The sequence below is a fragment of the Mesorhizobium wenxiniae genome (genome assembly GCF_002284535.1).
Lineage (GTDB): Bacteria > Pseudomonadota > Alphaproteobacteria > Rhizobiales > Rhizobiaceae > Mesorhizobium > Mesorhizobium wenxiniae.
The window spans coordinates 58044-73190 of sequence record NZ_NPKH01000001.1; the positions used below are offsets into that span (position 1 = coordinate 58044).

General features: G+C 63.3%; 9 protein-coding genes. 3 read left to right on the top strand and 6 right to left on the bottom strand.

All coding sequences use genetic code 11. The annotated features are described in order from the left end of the window. Window positions 1–11: 11 nt before the first annotated feature. Entirely contained in the window at window positions 12–746 is a 735-nt protein-coding gene (locus CIT31_RS00275; protein ID WP_095517036.1) for a 4Fe-4S dicluster domain-containing protein, read from the bottom strand. Next, the gene (locus tag CIT31_RS00280; RefSeq protein WP_095517037.1) at window positions 743–3676 is read right to left on the bottom strand and encodes a molybdopterin oxidoreductase family protein; all 2934 of its coding nucleotides are present in this window, start codon (window positions 3674–3676) and stop codon (window positions 743–745) included. Before CIT31_RS00280 ends, CIT31_RS00275 begins: the two co-directional genes overlap by 4 nt. Window positions 3677–3952: 276 nt before the next feature. Between CIT31_RS00280 and CIT31_RS00285 the strand changes: the two genes are divergently transcribed. Then, window positions 3953–4855 carry a LysR substrate-binding domain-containing protein gene (locus tag CIT31_RS00285; RefSeq protein ID WP_095517038.1) on the top strand — a complete coding sequence of 301 codons (903 nt, stop codon included), beginning with the start codon at window positions 3953–3955 and terminating at the stop codon, window positions 4853–4855. 6 nt (window positions 4856–4861) lie between these two features. Here the strand turns inward: CIT31_RS00285 and CIT31_RS00290 are convergent, their stop codons facing one another. The 4 genes from CIT31_RS00290 to CIT31_RS00305 all read right to left on the bottom strand — a co-directional run bounded on the left by CIT31_RS00290 (window position 4862) and on the right by CIT31_RS00305 (window position 12055). Next, the gene (locus tag CIT31_RS00290) at window positions 4862–6118 is read right to left on the bottom strand and encodes an Hsp70 family protein (protein WP_095517039.1); all 1257 of its coding nucleotides are present in this window, start codon (window positions 6116–6118) and stop codon (window positions 4862–4864) included. A 106-nt stretch (window positions 6119–6224) separates the two neighbouring features. Continuing rightward, window positions 6225–7016, bottom strand: a complete 792-nt coding sequence (locus CIT31_RS00295; RefSeq protein WP_095517040.1) for a TIGR02186 family protein — start codon at window positions 7014–7016, stop codon at window positions 6225–6227. Next, window positions 7016–7939 (bottom strand): sulfite exporter TauE/SafE family protein, encoded by a 924-nt coding sequence (locus CIT31_RS00300; protein ID WP_029356872.1) that lies wholly within the window; start codon window positions 7937–7939, stop codon window positions 7016–7018. Before CIT31_RS00300 ends, CIT31_RS00295 begins: the two co-directional genes overlap by 1 nt. A gap of 192 nt (window positions 7940–8131) precedes the next feature. Next, window positions 8132–12055: an SEL1-like repeat protein gene (locus tag CIT31_RS00305; protein ID WP_095517041.1), complete on the bottom strand. Its 3924-nt coding sequence runs from the start codon at window positions 12053–12055 to the stop codon at window positions 8132–8134. A gap of 476 nt (window positions 12056–12531) precedes the next feature. Here CIT31_RS00305 and CIT31_RS00310 point away from each other — a divergent pair, with 476 nt between their 5' ends. Both CIT31_RS00310 and CIT31_RS00315 read left to right on the top strand, forming a co-directional pair. After that, on the top strand, window positions 12532–12993 hold the full coding sequence (locus tag CIT31_RS00310; protein WP_084831580.1) for a MerR family transcriptional regulator: 462 nt from the start codon (window positions 12532–12534) through the stop codon (window positions 12991–12993). A gap of 310 nt (window positions 12994–13303) precedes the next feature. Next, entirely contained in the window at window positions 13304–15100 is a 1797-nt protein-coding gene (locus CIT31_RS00315) for an acyl-CoA dehydrogenase (RefSeq protein ID WP_095517042.1), read from the top strand. The last annotated feature ends 47 nt before the right edge of the window (window positions 15101–15147 follow it).

The following is a 15147-nucleotide window of genomic DNA, read 5'->3' on the forward strand; positions in this document are numbered from 1 at the left end:
GGATGTGCGGATCAGTTCGAAAGCATGCGGTCGACCCAGCCGAGGAAACCGCCCTCGGCCCGCACCGCTTCGAGCGCCGGCGCCAGCACCGATGCGGCGCGTGTGGTATGGGCGCGCGGCGGCAAATATTTGTTGGTCGGGTGATAGCCGAGTTCAGGCATCAGGTCGACGCCGCCGCGCTCGGCCACCAGCTGCGACACGGCAGATGCCGGGTCGCCGAGATCGCCGAAATGCCGCGCGCTGGTCGGGCAGGCGGCGACGCAGGCCGGCACGCGGTCTTCTTCCGCCAGATTGTCGTTGTAGATGCGGTCGATGCACAGCGTGCATTTCTTCATCACGCCAACATCGGTGTCGAATTCTCGCGCGCCATAGGGGCAGGCCCAACTGCATAATTTGCAGCCGATGCACTTGTCCTCGTCGACCAGCACGATGCCGTCCGAGGTCCGTTTGTAGGAGGCGCCGGTCGGGCAGACGGTGACACAGGCCGGTGTCTCGCAATGCAGGCAGGAGCGTGGGAAATTGACCGTGCGCCCACCCATCTCCGTTATGTGCTCATAGCTGTGCACGCGGTTGAACCAGACCCCGTCGACATCGCCGCCATAGGGATCGATGTCGGTCAGCGGCGCCATGTGACCGCCGGTGTTCCATTCCTTGCAGGCGGTGACGCAGGCCTGGCAACCGACGCAGGTGTCGAGATCGATGACCAGGCCGAGCTTCTTGTCGGTATGGGCGGGAAGGCAGGTCATGGTCCGGCAGCCTCTCTTTCCCGGCGGAACTCGGTCCCGAAACTGAGCTTGTCAGGCGAGGGTTCGAAACGCGGCGGCTGCCGGAAGCGCTCGAACTGCGGCTCGGTGAAGCCTGCTTCTTCAGCAGCGCATTTGACGATGCGGACGCGCAGGTCGAACCATGCCGCCTGGCCGGTCACCGGATCGGAATTCGAATAGCGCTTGCCGTTCGCATCGGCGGAGGTCTGGTCTCCGATGATATGGTTGAGCAGGAAGCCGCGATTCGATTCGGCGGCGTCGTCCTTCAGCCCCCAGCTGCCGCGCCGTTTGCCGATCGCGTTCCAGGTCCACACCGTATCCGGGTTGACGCCGTCGACCAGCTTGATCTGCCCCTTGACCCTGCCGTTGATGCTCTCGATCCACACCCAGTCCTCATCGGCAAGGCCGATGCCGGCCGCGGTCCGGTTGTGCACGAACAGCCGGTTCTGGCTGGTGATCTGCCGCAGCCACGCGTTCTGCGAACCCCAGGAGTGGTACATATGCATCGGCCGCTGCGTCAGCGCGTGCAGCGGGTATTTCTCGAGGTCGACAGCGGCCTCCTCGAAGGGCGCATACCAGAACGGCAGCGGATCCATATAGGTCTCGATGCGGCTGCGCTCTGCCTCCGGCGGCCGCACCCTCCCATGGCCGCGCGCGGCGAGGCGAAAGCGCTGCATCGGCTCGGAATAGAGCTGGAAGACGATCGGCTCGGCCTTCGGGATAAAGCCCATATTCTCGGCGAAATCGAGATAGGAGCGGTTGGCCATCTTGTAGTAGCGCTGGTCGTCCGCAAAATCATGGTGCCAGAAGCCGCCATTGTCGATGTAGCGCTGAAGCTGGTCGGGATTGGCCTCGCCCTTACCGATCGAGGCGCCGTCCTTGCCGCGCCAGCCGGCGAGCGGGCCGATGCCCGGCGAGCGCTCATGATTGACGATGTAATCGGCATAGTCGCGGTATTTGGCCGAGCCGTCATCATCGACGAAGCCGGGCAGGCCGAGCTGCACGCCGAGCTCGATCAGCACCGACTGGAACGGCCTGACGTCGCGGTCCGGCTCGACGACGGGATGGCGGATGGCGTCGCCCGGGCCGTCGGCATGGCTGATCGGCCGGTCGAGCAGGCTGATGCAGTCATGCCTTTCGAGATAGGTGGTGTCGGGAAGCACGAGATCGGCGAACGGCACGGTCTCGGAATAATAGGCGTCGGAATAGATGATGAAGGGGATCTTGTAGTTTCCGGCCTCGTCGCTGTCGGTCAGCATGGCGATGGTCTCGACGGTGTTCATCGACGAGTTCCAGGCCATGTTGGACATGTACATCATCAGCGTATCGATCTTGTAGGGATCGCCGGCCCAGGCGTTGCGGATGACGGTGTGCATGAGTCCATGCGCGGCGAGCGGCGAGTCCCAGGAATAAGCCTTGTCGATACGGATGGGCGCGCCGTGATCATCGACCAGCAGATCGTCCGGCCCGCAGACGAAGCCGAGCGGCATGCCCTCCAGCGGCGTCATCGGCCTGACGTCCTTGCCCGCCGGCTTCAGCTCCGGCGGCGCCGAGCGGGGATAGGGCGGCTTGAAGCGAAAGCCGCCCGGCACGTCCACTGTGCCGAGAAGCACCTGAAGCAGATGAATGGCGCGGCAAGAGTGAAAGCCGTTCGAATGGGCCGAGATGCCGCGCATCGCGTGCATCGACACTGGCCGGCCCTGGATCGTCTCGTGCCGGCGACCGGCCCAGTCCGTCCACGCCACCGGCAGTTCGATCGCCTGGTCGAAGGCGACATGCGCCAGTTCGGCGGCGATCCGGCGGATGGTGTCGGCGGGAACGCCGCAGCGTTCGGCAACCGCATCGGGAGAATAGCTCTCCTGCAGATAGCGGTCGGCGATGAGCTGGAAGACCGGCACGCAGCGGTGGCCGTCGACCTGGAAGTTGCCGGTCAGCGCCGGTTTTGCATCAGTGTCGGTGGCGCTGATGGGCACTTTCGCCGCCCTGTCCCACGCCAGCGGATTGCCGTCACTGTCGCGCGCGAACAGCCCGTCATCGGCCGCACCCGACTCCTGGATGACGAGGACATGGGCGTTGGTGTAACGCAGCAAATAATCGAGGTCGACGCGGCCGGCCTTCAGCAATTCGTGGACGAGGGCAAACACGAACAGGCCGTCGGTGCCGGGCCGGATGCCGATCCAGTCATCGGCGATCGCGTTGTAGCCGGTGCGGCACGGATTGATCGAGACCACCTTGGCGCCGCGCGCCTTGAGCTTGCCGAGACCGATCTTGATCGGATTGGAATCATGGTCTTCGGCCACGCCGAACAGCATTAAATATCTGGTGTTGTCCCAGTCGGGTTCGCCGAACTCCCAGAATGAGCCGCCGATGGTATAGAGCCCGCCGGCCGCCATATTCACCGAGCAGAAGCCGCCATGGGCGGCGAAATTCGGCGTGCCGAACTGGCTCGCCCACCAGCCGGTCAAGGATTGCGACTGATCGCGCCCGGTGAAGAAGGCGAGTTTCTTCGGATCGGTCTGGCGTATCCTCGAAAGCCGTTCCGTCGCGATGGAAAATGCTTCCTCCCACTCGATCTCACGGAATTCTCCCGAGCCGCGCGGACCTGTGCGCAGCAATGGCTTCTTCAACCGGGCCGGACTGTAGTGCTGCATGATGCCGGCGCTGCCCTTGCCGCACAGCACGCCGCGATTGAGCGGATGGTCCTTGTTGCCGTTGATGTAGCGGACCTTGCCGTCCTTGATGTGGACGTCGATGCCGCAGCGGCAGGCGCACATGTAGCAGGTGGTCTTGGCGATGCTGTCGGAGACATCGGGCGAAGTATCGACGCCATCGCCCTCGTCGGGCGCGCGTGTGTCGGCAAGGGGCCGTTGGGACGGTGCGGAATTGGCGCCGCGCAGCGTTCGGTGGTTCATGATCCGGTGCTTTTGTAAGCCGTGAATTTGGCTCTCGTCTTCGGCCCGGGGCCGCGCATGTAGTGCTCTTCCGGATGATAGCGATCGCCGGCAAGCCGGCGCCGTAGGCTGCGGGTCCAATGGGCAAACAGGGATTTTAACCGCCCGATCACATTCTACCCTTTGCGGCCTGCCGCGATATTTTTCCAATTTCTTTCAGAAACTTAGAACAAAGCAATCGATCCGTCTAACAAGTTGCTCTTGTAACTTCAATCGAATTTGTATCTTAATTCTCTCATGACCCTAGACCAATTGCGGATCTTCGTTGCTGTCGCCGAGCGAGGGCATATGACCAAAGCGGCCGAGCTGCTGGGCATTTCCCAGTCGGCGGCGTCGGCCGCCATCCGCTCGCTCGAACAGCAGCACGGCGTCCGGCTGTTCAACCGGGTCGGCCGCAACATCGAGCTCGCGCAGACCGGGCACCGGTTCCTGCCTGAGGCCAAAGCCGTGCTCGAACGGGCGGCTGCCGCTCACAATGTGCTGGAGCACGTTTCCCAGACGATCACCGGCAGCCTTTCGATCGCCGCCAGCCAAACTATTGCCAGCTACTGGCTGCCGCGCCGCCTGGCCTCCTTCCACGAGGCCTATCCCGCCGTCAGGCTGAGCGTGACCATCGGCAACACCAGGCAGGTCGAGACCAATGTCCTGGACGGTACGGCGGATTTTGGCTTGGTCGAGGGGCGCACTGAATCCGACATATTGCGGCGCGCCAAGGTCGATGTGGATCGACTGATGCTGGTCGTGGCGCATTCGCATCCCGAGATCGTTGAAGTCTCGCGCGGGCATCCGGATATCAGGGAGTTCCGCTGGATCATCAGGGAAGGCGGATCAGGCACGCGCGAGGTGCTGGAAGATCTTGCCCGCCGCGAAGGGATCTCGTTCGCGGACCTGCGGGTATTCCTGGTACTGCCGAGCAACGAGGCGGTTCGTCAGGCGGTCGAGGCCGGCGCCGGCGCCACCATCATTTCGAGGCTCGTCGTCGAACGAGCCGTTGCCGAAGGCAGCTTGCGGTCCGTGCCAATCGAACTGCCGAATCGCGATTTCGCAATGATCACGCATCGTGACCGACAGGCAAGCCTGGCCCAGATGGCACTCAAGGTGCATCTGAGCGCGAGGGCCGACGAAACCGTCCGGGAATAAGCCGGGTCAGCCGAATTTCCGCTGCGCGTCGAGCGCCAGCCCAAGCCCGACCGAGCCGAACATGTCACCTTGGATGACGGACGCCTGCGGCAACAAGGCTAATATCTGCTGCCTTGCCAGCGGGATGGCGGTTGATCCGCCGGTCAGGAACACCGCGGTGATGTCGGATGGTTTCACCTGCGAGTCCCGGATGGTCTCACCAACCGTCGCGGCCACTCGTTCGATCTCCCTAACGATTGTGGCTTCGAGGCCGTCGCGCGAAATTTCTGCCGCGAACTTCGCACCGGGCAGCGCGACTACGACATCACCAGAAAGTTGCTCCGTCAGCGCGATCTTGGCCTTTTCAACTAAAGCAGCCAGCGCGTGCCCGTAACGATGCTCGACGATATGGATGAAACGGTCGACCAGGTCGGCGCGTTCCGCCTCGTAGCGGACCTGGCGCAGATGCGTCATCGCCCTCGAGGTGTAGACCAGATTGATGCGCTGCCATGTCGCCAGGTCGATGAAGTAGCTGGCCGGCAAGTTGCGCTTGCCGTCCTTGGTCGGCGAGAGGTAGCCGAGCTGCGGCATTACATGGGCGATGCTCAACAGCCGGTCGAAGTCGGTGCCGCCGATGTGGATGCCTCGGCTCGCCAGAATGTCGTCTTTGCGATCGAGGGAGCGGGCGCGCTGCGGCGACACCCGCACGATCGAGAAGTCGGATGTGCCGCCACCCATGTCGACGATCAGCGCCAGTTCTTCCCGCGTGACCTTCTGCTCGTAATCGAGCGCCGCCGCGATCGGCTCGAACTGAAAGGCGATATGCTTGAAGCCCTGGGCGCGTGCCGCGTTCTCGAGTTCACCTTCAGCCTTGGCATCGGCCTCGGCATCATCGTCGACGAACTGCACGGGACGACCGAGCACCACGCTCTCGACCGTATGGCCGGCATTGTCCTCCAGCTTTTTCCTGAGATGGCCGACGAACAGACCGATGATCTCGGTAAAGGCGATCGATCGGCCCTTGATCCGCGTCTTTTCATGGACAAGTGAACTGCCGAGCACGCTCTTCAGCGAGCGCATCAGGCGACCTTCGATGCTGTCGGTATAGTTGGCGATGGCGCGGCGCCCGAAATAGTTGCGGTTGTCCTCGAAGTTGAAGAATACGGCGCTCGGCAGCGTCACTTCGCCGTCTTCCAGCGCCACCAGCCGCGGCTGCCCGTTCCTGACCACGCCCACGGTGGAATTCGAAGTGCCGAAGTCGATACCGCCGAATGCTGGTCGCATCGTAAGTCCTGTATTCTGATGTGGGAGCGACAGCTCGTGTCCAGTCGGGCCGGGGTCGCGGTCTAACCCATGAACCCCAAAAGGGGAACCACCTTTCGGAAGAGGCCTAGTCCTTTCGGAAGACCAGTCTTCCGAGCCAGCCTGTCAGCATGGCTAGCGACACGGCGAAGACGCCGTAGAGGAAGGAATAATCGTGGGCGACGCGGAAGATCGACTGTTCGAAACCGGACTTGCGGATTTCGAGCTGGGCGGAGCTTTCCTTGATGAACAGGCCGCTCTTGAACAGAAACGCACGAGCCTTGTGGGTGCCGACTGGAACGTTGGGGGCGAGCCTGACGGTGGCGCGAAACAGGTTCTGCGACAGGAACTGCACGCCGCCAACGTTCTCGCTGTAGAGGCCGGTCGCCGTTTTGCGCTCGCGCAGCGCCGCGGTGAATTCCTGGATTGTCGCTGGACTGTCGCCATCGTCGGCCGGCTGCATGTAGATGTTGGCGGCGCCGAGTGACAGTTGCTTGTAGCTGTTGGGGTCGGTGACGTCCTGTAGCGGGCGCGTCGTCGCCACCGAATAGGACACCGGCACATTCTCGAAGGTCTCGGACTCCAGATTGATCCAGATGCCGAGCACCCGGTCCTTCCGGCGCACGACGACCGGCCGGGCCGGACCCTCAAGCACGACGATGATGTCGTAGCGCCCCTGGCGCGCGACAAGCGGGTCGGCATTTTCCAATGAGCCGAAGATGGTGAGATCGGCGCCGGAAAAGCCGGCGGTGATCGAGACATGGTCGGTGGACAGGCCGATCTGGATATTTTCGGTAACTGGCGTCTGCGCTTTTCCGGGTGACGCGACTGCCAACAGCGACAGCGAGGCAACGACCAAGAACGCCCTCAAGCCCGCCATCAGGTCGGATCCACGCCGGACAGGGAATAGAGGTTGGGCGGCGTCACGAACAGATCGATCGCGAGCCGGATTGCGACCGCCAGCACCAGCAATGCCAGCAGCGCCCTGAGCTGCTCGCCACGCAGCCTTTGGCCGGCCTTGGCGCCGTATTGCGCGCCGGCGACGCCGCCCGCCATCAACAGGAAGGCGAGCATAACGTCTACTGTCTGGTTGGTGGTGGCGTGGACCAGCGTCGTGTAGGCCGAGGTGAAGATGATCTGGAATAGCGACGTGCCGATGACGACGTTGGTCGGCACTTTCAAGAGATAGATCAGCGCCGGTACCATGATGAAACCGCCGCCGACGCCCATGATCGACGACAGGAAGCCGATGCCAGCGCCGAGGCCGAGCACCGGGATGACGCTGACGAAAAGCTTCGAGGCCCTGAACCGCATTTTCAGCGGCAAGCGGTGGATCCAGTTGTGCTGGCCGGATTTCTTTAGCACCGGTGCCGCGCCGCTGCGGGTGGCGCGCAGCGCATTGACGCTCTCGACCAGCATCAGCCCGCCGACGGTGCCAAGCAGCACGACATAGAGCAGCGAGATGAACAGGTCGAGCTGGCCGAGCCGGCGCAAGAAACCAAAGACAAAGATGCCGCCGGTTGAGCCGACGATGCCGCCTGCCAAAAGCACACCGCCGAGCTTGAAGTCGAGCGTGCCGCGCTTCACATGCGACAATGCGCCGGAGAAGGAGGAGGCGATGACTTGGTTGGCGCCGGTGGCGACCGCGATCGCCGGCGGTATGTTGTAGAAGATCAGCAGCGGCGTGATGAGGAAGCCGCCGCCCACTCCGAACATGCCCGACAGGAAGCCCACTGCCGCGCCCATGGCCAGCAGCACGAATATGTTGACGGAAAGTTCCGCGATCGGGAGATAGATGCCCACCCGTCAGTCTCGATCAGTTTGCCTCTCGGCGAATGCAACCGTTGCGGGCATTTCGCGCCAAAAAGCCTATCTCGTTCTTGCGCCGGCCGGGCGGCGAAGTCAAACCTCGCCACGCCGCCGAAACAAAAAACAACTCAATCAGTTAACAGGCAAATGTGTGGCAACGGCGTCGCGGAAACGACGCATCTGACGTTATTTGCGCGCAAGCAGCGCCTTGACCAGTTTTTCGTCGACGGCGCCCGTCGCCTGCAGGTCGTTGTCGCTCTGGAAAGCCATGATGGCATCCTTGGTTTTCTGGCCCATCACGCCGTCGGCATTGCCGGCCTCATAGCCGTTCTTGTTGAGAATGCGCTGGATATTCTGAACGACCTTCTTCATGTCGACGCTGGCGGTCGTCTGCGGCGTGCCGTCCTGCCATGATTCGGGAATGTCGGCCGAATTGGCCGCAGGATCGATCGGCTCTGCCTTCCACAGTTCGGCGGCGGCGCGTGCGCGTTCGAGCTGCTCGGGCCTGAGCGCCTTGGCGATCTCGTCGCGCTTTGCCGCCGCATCCTTGTCGCCGGCCTTGGCGACGAGTGCGAACCATTTGTAGGATTCTTCGAGATTCTGCTTCATGCCGACGCCCTTCGCCGCCAGGATGCCGAGATTGAACTGGCTGTCCTTGACGCCGAGCTCGGCGGCGGCCTGGAACCAGTGCGCGGCGGATTCATTGTCGGTCACGCCGTCCGCAGCCATGGCAAAGAGCACGGCGAGATTGTGCATGGCGCTGGCGTTGCCCTGAGCCGCGGCGAGCTGGTACCAGGTCTTCGCCTTTTTGACGTCGCGCGCGACCCCGGTGCCCTTCTCATAGAAGTTGCCGATCCGGTATTCCGCCGGTGCGAAGCCGAGTTCGGCTGATTTCTCGTACCATTTGGCGGCCGCTGCCATGTCTTGCTTGACGCCGCGCGATTCGGCGTAGCGCGAGCCGATCTCGAACAACGCCTTGGCGTCGCCGCCGGCCGCTGCATCACGCAAGGCAGCTGGGCCGGCATCGGCTGGGATGTCGATGTTGGCAGTGGCCGCCGCTGTCGAAGCATCCGCAGGTGTGACCGTGCCGGTCATCTCTTGGGTCGCGGGCGTGGCGGCCCGCGCTGTGGCCATTGGCTCGGTGTCCGCAGCCGTCGGGCCCGCAGGTGCCAAGGCTGTCACGTTCGCCGCCGCCGGATCGGGCGGCGCCGTTGGAGTCATGGGCGCAGGAACGGGTTCAGCCTCGGGTGCGGTGCCCATCGTCGTTCCGGCGTCCGACAGCGCGGCGCGAGCGGCCGGTGCCGGCATGTCGTCCTCGGCTATCGATTCGGACGGTTCTGCTGGCCGGACGGCGCGAGCCGGCGCGCTGTCCTGTGCTGCAGTTTGCGCATCCCTCTTCGGCTCGCTGGCGGTACTGGCCGACACGGTTTCTGCCGGCTGCGCGGCCACGACCGGCGCCGCATCATTGCTGGCTATTTCAACGGGATCCGAGAAGAAGGCCTTGCCCAATTGTAAGCCGGCGAGCGCTAGCATGACTGCGGCGGCCGCCATCAGGATCGGCTTGCGCCGCGCCTTGAGCAGGTCGCCGATCCTGAGCGCCTTCACCGGGCCGCTCATCGTCGATTGCCGCTTGAGAGCGTCGGCCTCGGCAGCGGCCGCTTGCGCCGCGCGTCTGGCTGCGGCGATGAAGTCGGATTTCGATGCATCGGCATTGCCGGCCCTGACCGGCGGTCCGCGTTCGTCGCGCACGCGTTTCATGATGGCGTTGAGGTCGGGGGGGCCGGAGCCGGGCTCCAGCGGCCGGTTGGCAACCTTCGGATCCAGCGGCTCGTCGAGATCGGCGCTCGGTATCTCGACATCAGGCGCCAAGCCGGCAAGCGGTGGAACGTCTGCCTCCTTCTTACCCTTGAAGGCGCGCGCCAGTCCGCCGAACATCGACTTCCGGCCACCGGGCTGCTCACTTTTCTCCGTCACCGTATCCGCACCAAGCGCCGCCATGGCCGCGGCCGCAGCGGCTTCGGCCGGCGTGCGCGGGTCTGGCTCATTGCGCATGATAGCATTGGCACGGCTGTCAAGGTCGGCCATGTCTCCAGTCAGCGGTAATGGCTGGTCGATATCCATGGACGGCGCGTCCTGGACCGTGATCTTGGAGGCTCGTGCCGCCCGCGCGCGCACCGGCGCAGCAGGCTGCGTGAACTCGCTCGCGGCTTCGGTCGCTTCGCCGGTTTCCAGCGAGCCCAGTCGGTCGACGATCTTGAGCAGCGTGTCGTGAATGGCCTCGAAGGTCCTCGAATTGCGCTCGTCGGAACGGCGCGTCAGTGCTTCGAGCGTCTTCAGATCCTGGGCGAGGCCAGAGACGGCCGCCGTGTTGGCACTGGAGCCGGCCAGCGAACGGACGGCGCTCTCGGCGGCCTCGCGCGCCGCGCTGAGGATGGATTCGCGGGTGCCAGCCAGCGACTTCTCGATTTCGTTGAGACGAGGGCTGATGTCCTCGAATTCCGGCAGTGGCGTGCCGGGCTTCGAAAGATGCGCCGACAGATCCGCGACTTGCGCCTCCAAGCTGCGGATCAGGGCCGGGTCGATGCCGGCGACTTGTGCCGCGGATGAATCCAGCCGGTTTGAAATATCTTCGAGGCGGCCTTCCAGGCCACGGATCGCCGCTTCGCTTGCGGAATCGCGAACCCGCGTTTCCATGCGCTGGGCCAGCGCGCTGAAGCGGGCGTCGATGGCGTCCATGATGCCGACCCCGTCAATCTGCGGCACACGTTGGTCCAGCCTGTCGACAACCTCGTCCAGCCGGCGCTCGAGATCACGAAACAGTATGTTGCCTTGTTCGATCGCGTCGCCTTGGCGGCGCTCTATCATGCCGGACAGCACGTCGAAACGTTGCTCCAGCCCCTGGAAGATGTAGTCGGCATCCGGCATGGCAGGCGCCCTGTCGATCTTGTCGGCAATGAGCGCGATCTGCTTGTCGAGATGCTCCATCGCCTGCTCCGGCAAATTGGCCCGGCCGGCAAGATCGTCGACCCGGCTCGACAGCATGTTGAGGCGGTCGATAACCTCGCCGCTGGGGTGAACTTGCGTGACTTCCTCGATCTGCTGGGCAAGCGAGGCGATTCGCTTCTCGATTCGTTCGAAGGGTTCGGGGTCGAATGAATTGGCCTGCGCGGCGACGGTGGATGCGACGATAGCGCGGGAAATCTCGTCCAGCCGCTCGTCGATCATACCGAATGTGCTGCTGCCGCGATTGTCCTGCTGCCTGGCGAAATGATCTACGGCACCGGCAAGCGTGCGGACCTTTTCTTCGAGCGACCGCAGCGACAGTGATTCCGGCAAATTGTTGACGGCATTGCTGATCTGTTCGAGCCGGTCGGTCAGCATCGAAAGACCGGGTGCGTCCGACCGCTTGCGCTGATCGGCATCGACACGATCCTCGAACGCGGTCCAGCGGCGGTCGAAATCGTCCCAGCGGCGGCCGACCGCCTGCACGCTCTCCTCGCGCGCCAACGTGTCGAGCGCGGCCTTGACCTGCTCCAACTCGAGCCGGAGCATGTTGACGCTTCTGTCGTCGCTCTTTTCGGCAAGGGTCTGGATGGCGCTGGAAAGCCGCTCGAACTCGACGCCGAGTTCGGCGCTGCCTTTGCCGCCCCCCGATTGGCCACCCGGCTGGGCGCTTGCCTGGAAAGCCCGCTCGATGTCCTTGCGCAGCGCTTCGAATTCGCGCTGCAGGCCGGCGGTCATCTGGTGGCGCATTTCCTCGCGCAGACCGCGCAATTCGCCGGCGATCTTGCCGACCACGGCGACGCCGTCTTCTTGGCCGCGCACGCGGTCGATATCGCGGGCGATGGCCTGGTAACTTTGGTCGAAGGTAGCCGGCGCCGGGCTTTTCGGCGGCTGTGCGAGGCGCGGATCCTCATAGGGTCGGGCGCTGGCATAGCGCGGCTCCGCGCTCGGCCGGCGCGGATCGAGACGCTCGCTCATGTCCTCGCGCGTCCGCTCCAGCCGCTGCTCCAGCGTTTCCAGGGAACGGTTGAGCTGTTCAAGCGTGGTGTGCGGCCTGCGCTGCCTGCCGGCGTTGAGTGTATCGAGATAGGACCGCTTGCTGTTCATCGATGCGCCCGTTCAGAATTACTGCTGGCTTATGACCAGTTTCCCAAAGTCCTGCCGGAAACGAAGGCGGCCGCGCGGCTTTGCTGCGGCGGAAGACCAACTTCCCGGGTTTCACCCGCGCTCCGAAAAACCGTGAAAAATTCGCTACAGGATAAACACGGGTAACCGACATGCGCACATTTCGCCCAACGTGGTAAACAACGCGTTAACTAAGCTTAAGAAGTTACAACGTGTTGGCGGGCCGCCCAAAGCGCCGCCGGGCCATGCGCTGGCGGACGCGGCAAAAAGTTCCTCCCCACAACGCCCTTGCTTCGTGAGAGGCTATCGGTATAGAATTGACGTAAACGTAAGGGTGCACAGTCTGTGCCGTTTGCGATTTGTTTGTTGAAACCACGAGTGGAAGCACGCCCCCGCTTCCACTCAGGCGACGCAAGGTCCGGGACCGCGACGCCACCAGATGGGGAAAGCCAGTGACCATGAAACTTGTTTCGCCCGGCGCAGCCGCGGCCAATACCAATGACATGTCTGATAAAGCCGGCGAGGATCTTGTCCGCATCGGCGAAATGGCCAAGAAATACGGAGTAACGCTGCGCACGCTGCGTTTCTACGAGGACAAGGGCCTTCTCAATCCGCAGCGCGACGGCTCGACCCGTCTCTACACGCGCCGCGACAAGGCGCGGCTGAAGCTGATCCTCCTCGGCCGCAAGGTCGGATTCTCGCTGCGCGACGTCAAGCAGATGATGGATCTGTATGACCCGACAGGCTCCAACACCAAGCAGTTGCGACTGGCGCTCGACAAGTCGGAGAAGCAGCTTGCCCGTCTGCAGAAGCAGCGGGCGCTGATCGACGATGCCATCAACGAATTGAGCAACTCGATGGCGGCGGTGCGTCAGATGCTGAGCGAACGTGCGGCGCCGCAGGCCAGCGTCGCCGGATAATTCGATCTCGCCGGCTTCCGGTGACCGGGCTTCTGACGAATGAGAGCCGTGTGGCCTTGGCCGCGCGGCTCTCTCTGTCTTCCGGCTGCGTCGGGAGGACTACATTTCAATCTGTTCCGCACTGGGTTCAACGGTGTAGCACCGCTACGCTCACGGGTGAGACTTCGGGAAAATTTGTCGCATCAACAAATTGACGTTTACGCAAACGTCAACTTTTGCTATCCCCGACCTGAACATTGGTCCCCATGCTGTCCCTGACTTCATCTTGGGGCTTGATTTCGGGGCCAAGGCCGCATGGTGGAGGAAACGCATGCCGATCTACAGGGCGCCGGTCCAGGACACACTGTTTGTGCTGAACGAGGTACTGGGCTACCAACGCTATTCCAACCTTCCCGGATTTTCCGACGCGACGCCGGATGTGGTCGAGGCCATCCTCGCCGAGGGCGCCAAGCTCGCCGAAAACGTCATGCAGCCGCTGAACCGCGTCGGTGACATGGAAGGTTGCGCGCGCCATGACAATGGCTCGGTGAGTACCCCGAAAGGCTTCAAGGAGGCCTTCGACCAGTATCGCGATGGCGGCTGGATGGGACTGGCCGCACCCGTCGAATTTGGCGGCCAAGGTCTGCCTTACGCGGTGCATACTGCTGTTTCCGAATATATGGTTTCGGCCAACATGTCGCTGATGATGTATCCCGGCCTGACGCAGGGCGCGATCGCGGCGATCATTACTCACGGCACCGACGAGCAGAAGGCGATCTGGCTGCCGAAGCTGGTCGAGGGCGCCTGGACAGGCACCATGAACCTGACCGAGCCGCATTGCGGCACCGATCTCGGCCTGCTGCGCACTAAGGCGGTTCCCAACGGCGACGGCACCTACAGGATCTCAGGCCAGAAGATATTCATATCGGCCGGCGAGCACGACATGTCGGACAACATCGTCCACCTCGTGCTGGCCCGCATCGAGGGCGCACCGGAAGGCGTGAAGGGCATTTCGCTGTTCATCGTGCCGAAGCTCAAGCTCGATGCATCAGGCAATCCTGGCGAGAAGAACACCGTGTCCTGCGGCTCGATCGAGGAGAAGATGGGCATCCATGGCAATTCGACCTGCGTCATGAACTATGACGAGGCGCAAGGCACGCTGCTCGGCGAGGCCAATGGCGGGCTGAAGGCCATGTTCACGATGATGAACGAGGCCCGGCTCGGCGTCGGCCTGCAAGGGCTTTCTCTGTCGGAGGTCGCCTACCAGAACGCTGTGTCCTATGCCAAGGATCGCCTGCAGGGTCGCTCGTTGTCCGGGCCGAAGGCGCCGGACAAGAAAGCCGATCCGATCATCGTCCATCCCGACATCCGCCGCAGCCTGATGACCATGAAGGCCTTCAACGAGGCCGGCCGCGCGCTGGCGCTGTGGACGGCGATCAAGTCGGACATCGCTCACCGTGCCAGTGACGACAAGGACCGCCAGGCTGCCGACGACTACACCGGCCTGATGACGCCGGTGGTCAAGGGCGTGCTCACCGACAAGGGTTTCGACCACGCGGTGATGGCGCAGCAAGTGTTCGGCGGCCACGGCTACATCGAAGAGCACGGCATGAGCCAGTTCGTGCGCGATGCCCGCATCGCCATGATTTACGAAGGCGCCAACGGCATCCAGGCACTCGACCTCGTCGGCCGCAAGCTGGCCTTGAATGGCGGCCGCGCCGTGCAGGCCTTCTTCAAGGAGGTCGGCGAATTCTGCGAGGAGAACCGCACCGACGAGAAGATGGCGCCTTTCACCAAGGCGCTGAAGAAGGGCCTCAACGATCTGCAGGCGGCGACGATGTGGCTGATGCAGAACGGCATGGCCAAGCCCGACAACGCCGGCGCCGCCTCGACCGACTACATGCATCTCTTCGGCCTGGTGGCGCTGGGCTACATGTGGGCGCAGATGGCCAAGGCAGCCGGGGCGAAATTGGCGAATGGCGCCAATGGGCCTTCGACCTTCTACGACAGCAAGCTGGTGACGGCGCGCTTTTTCATGGAGCGGATTATGCCGGAGACGTCGGCGCATCTCGCCCGCATCTCCAGCGGCGCCGAGACATTGATGGCACTGCCGGCGGAAGCGTTCTAAGCTCGACAGCGTCGGTACAGCCGGCCTTAACCTGTCGATACGCGGAG

What these genes read in the sequence shown, in the direction of transcription:
- CIT31_RS00295 (WP_095517040.1), bottom strand. Translation starts at nt 7,016, where the DNA reads ATGGCGGGCTTGAGGGCGTTCTTGGTCGTTGCCTCGCTGTCGCTGTTG.
- CIT31_RS00275 (WP_095517036.1), bottom strand. Translation starts at nt 746, where the DNA reads ATGACCTGCCTTCCCGCCCATACCGACAAGAAGCTCGGCCTGGTCATC.
- CIT31_RS00290 (WP_095517039.1), bottom strand. Translation starts at nt 6,118, where the DNA reads ATGCGACCAGCATTCGGCGGTATCGACTTCGGCACTTCGAATTCCACC.
- CIT31_RS00305 (WP_095517041.1), bottom strand. Translation starts at nt 12,055, where the DNA reads ATGAACAGCAAGCGGTCCTATCTCGATACACTCAACGCCGGCAGGCAG.
- CIT31_RS00315 (WP_095517042.1), top strand. Translation starts at nt 13,304, where the DNA reads ATGCCGATCTACAGGGCGCCGGTCCAGGACACACTGTTTGTGCTGAAC.
- CIT31_RS00285 (WP_095517038.1), top strand. Translation starts at nt 3,953, where the DNA reads ATGACCCTAGACCAATTGCGGATCTTCGTTGCTGTCGCCGAGCGAGGG.
- CIT31_RS00310 (WP_084831580.1), top strand. Translation starts at nt 12,532, where the DNA reads ATGAAACTTGTTTCGCCCGGCGCAGCCGCGGCCAATACCAATGACATG.
- CIT31_RS00280 (WP_095517037.1), bottom strand. Translation starts at nt 3,676, where the DNA reads ATGAACCACCGAACGCTGCGCGGCGCCAATTCCGCACCGTCCCAACGG.